3 protein-coding genes and 1 pseudogene are annotated in these 2,739 nt (G+C 72.7%); all 4 read right to left on the bottom strand.

Annotated elements, in window-relative coordinates:
* A pseudogene (locus B9G38_RS17935) lies at nt 1-140 on the bottom strand (glucose-6-phosphate isomerase); the annotation flags it as partial.
* A gap of 87 nt (nt 141-227) precedes the next feature.
* Nucleotides 228-1,331: a DoxX family protein gene (locus tag B9G38_RS15435; protein ID WP_086220964.1), complete on the bottom strand. Its 1,104-nt coding sequence runs from the start codon at nt 1,329-1,331 to the stop codon at nt 228-230.
* 118 nt (nt 1,332-1,449) lie between these two features.
* Nucleotides 1,450-2,010 (bottom strand): class I SAM-dependent methyltransferase, encoded by a 561-nt coding sequence (locus B9G38_RS15430; protein WP_086220963.1) that lies wholly within the window; start codon nt 2,008-2,010, stop codon nt 1,450-1,452.
* Between the two features lie 109 nt (nt 2,011-2,119).
* Nucleotides 2,120-2,739 (bottom strand): aminotransferase class V-fold PLP-dependent enzyme (locus B9G38_RS15425; protein ID WP_233127241.1); only part of this gene is annotated, 620 nt, incomplete at its 5' end.

The raw sequence follows: 2,739 nt of genomic DNA, 5'->3' as shown, positions 1-2,739 counted from the left end.
GCAACGCTGGACAGACTCGACGACCGCGTCGCGGCCGCGATCCGCTCGTGCGCGGCCGCGACGCGGTCGTCGAGTCTGTCCAGCGTTGCCGTCGTGAGCCCGGGGGTCGTCCCCAGGGCGTTGCCGAGGTCCACTCGCATACTACCCTCACCGCGAGAGAGCGACTTAAAAACTCCCGGCGGGGGCGCGGTCGGCCGCCGTCGGCGGCGGCGAGAAGCCGACCGACCTCAGTCGGCCGCCGCGACCGGCTCCTCGTCGCGGTCGAGCGCCGGGCGACCGAACCAGCGGTCGAACGCGACGGGGCCGGACCCGAGCGTGAAGACGGCGGACGCGAGACCGAACAGCGCCACGTGGGCGAGGACCGGGTCGTCCGGGAGCCCGAACAGCGTCGTCGTGAACAGCACGAAGGAGAGCGCGGCCGCGCCGCGGGTGAAGAGGCCGGCGACAAGCGCGAGCCCCACGGCGACCTCGGTCACTCCGGCGCCGACGACCCACAGCCCCGGGTCGACCGGGACGACAGCGGTGAGGTCGTACTTCTCGACGACCCGTAGCGCGCTCGCCGGGTCGGCGAGCTTCTGGATCAGCCCGAGGTAGACGAACGAGACGCCCATCCCGACGCGAAGCACCGTCGGCACGTACCGCCGCAGCGGGGCCGTCGACTCGTCGAGGAACGACTTCAGGTGGTGGACGGGGTCGATCCGCCCGTAGTACGAGCCGGGCGTACTCGCCACCGCCAGCAGCATGTCGTCGGCGCTCGGGCGCCCGCCGCCGAGTATCAGCAGCGCGAGGAACACCGGGACGTACTCGACCGCGAGGACGACGAGCGGGTCGACGGCGACGAACACCCACGCGTACGTCAGCAGGCCGACGACCGACGCGATCCGCGTCGCGAGCCCGAAGAGAGTGAAGAAGCCGAGCCCGATGAAGAGCACGCGGAGGAGCGGGCTCGTCGCCGGTTCGAACGCGAGCGTCGGCGCGAACAGGTACCCCTGGAAGCCGGCGCCGACGAGGGGGAGCCCGACGGCGAGCCGGAGCATCCACGGGACGAGGTCGCCGTAGCCGGCGAGTTTCTCCCGGAGCACGACGATGTCGACGATCGTGGGTCGCACCCAGAGGTACGCGGCGAGCCCGGCGACGGCGAGGAGCCCGGACCCCGCGAACAGCGCCGCGTTGAACGGGTCCGAGAGCACCTCGGCGACGAACGCGACCGCGTCGAGGGGGTCGCCCGAGTCCTCGGTGACGTAGTCGACGTGGGCCGCGACCGGCCGCGCGGCGAGCGTCGCGAGCAGCGCGAGCGCGGTGACGGCGACCGACCGGTGGCGAACGGACATACCTCGCCTACGGGCCGAACGCACCTAACGGTATTTCTTCACGAACGTTCGAATCGGACCCTCTGGGGCGGGTTTGCGCCGCTTCGGACCGCTCGATGCCGCCGTCGGGAGCCGTCGCCTACGGCGCTCGCGCGACGAGCGCGAACGTCTCCGTCCGCGTCTCGGCGCGCTCGACGTCGAACCCGGCCTCCGCGAGCGCGTCGCGCGCGTCGCTCACGGAAAAGCGCTCGTCGACCGGCGGCCCGTGCTCGCCGTCGCCGTCTGCCGACCAGTCGAAGACGACGAGCCGCCCGTCCGAGCGGAGGACGCGGGCGATCTCGTCGATCGCCTCCGGGCTGGCGAACTCGTGGTACGTCATCGTCGAGAACGCCCCGTCGAGATCGCCGTCCGCGAACGGGAGGTCCGACACGTCGCTCGCGACGAGGTCGACGTTGTCGGGGACGCCCTTCTCGCGGTAGTACCCGTGCATCTCGGACTGAACGTCGACGCCGTAGACGGTCTCGGCGTGCTCGGCGACGTCGTCGGTGTAGAAGCCGGTGCCGCTTCCCAGGTCCGCGAGGACGCCGAACGCGTCCGCCGCGAACGGACCGATCAGCTCCTCGGCGGACACCCAGCGATACCGCACCGCCGGTCGCTCCAAGCGGTCAGCGCCCTCGGCGTCGAACGTGTGGAATCCCATGCCCGGTCTTGCGCGCGGAGTGACAAAACGCGTCCGATCGCGCGGCACGGGCGTCCCTCGCGACGGCGGTCGAGCTGCCCCGGGCCGCCGCGTCTCGCTCCGCCCCGCCTCACCACTCCGGTTCCAGCGCCTCGACGAGCCGGTCGATCTCGGCCTCGGTCGAGACGGCGTGGACGGACGCCCGGATCCCGTTCGGATGCGGCAGCGACCGCACGACGATGTCCCGCTCCCCGAGCCGCTCGACGGTCGCCTCCGGGTCGTCGACGTCGATCGTGACGAGGCCCGACTCGTACTCTCGCGGGCTGCGCAGTCGGTCCTCCGGGACGCCGTCCTTGAGGCGGTCGGTCAGCGACTCGATCCGCGACTCGATCGCGTCGAGACCGACGGCGTCGACCGCGTCGAGCGCCTCGACGAGGCCGACGTGCGCCGCGGCCGTCGTCGTCCCGATCTCGAACCGCCCCGCCGCGGGCTTGAACTCGATCTCGTCGCCGGTCGGGTCCTCGACCCCCCGGTAGCCGACGGCGCGCGGTTCGAGGTCGGCCGCGGCGTCGCGGTCGACGTAGAGGAAGCCGGCGCCCCACGGGCCGAGCGTCCACTTGTGGCCGGCGGCCGCGACCGCGTCGGCGCCCCCCTCCGGCTCGTCCACCGCGCACCGTCCGTGCCACTGGCTCCCGTCGACGCGGGGGACACGCCACGCCCGGCTCGTACCCACCCACGCGCAGGACGCCC

The organism is Halorubrum sp. SD612 (genome assembly GCF_002135005.1).
Note: the sequence above shows the minus strand (reverse complement) of the source record. Positions and strands in the feature narration are given on the sequence as shown.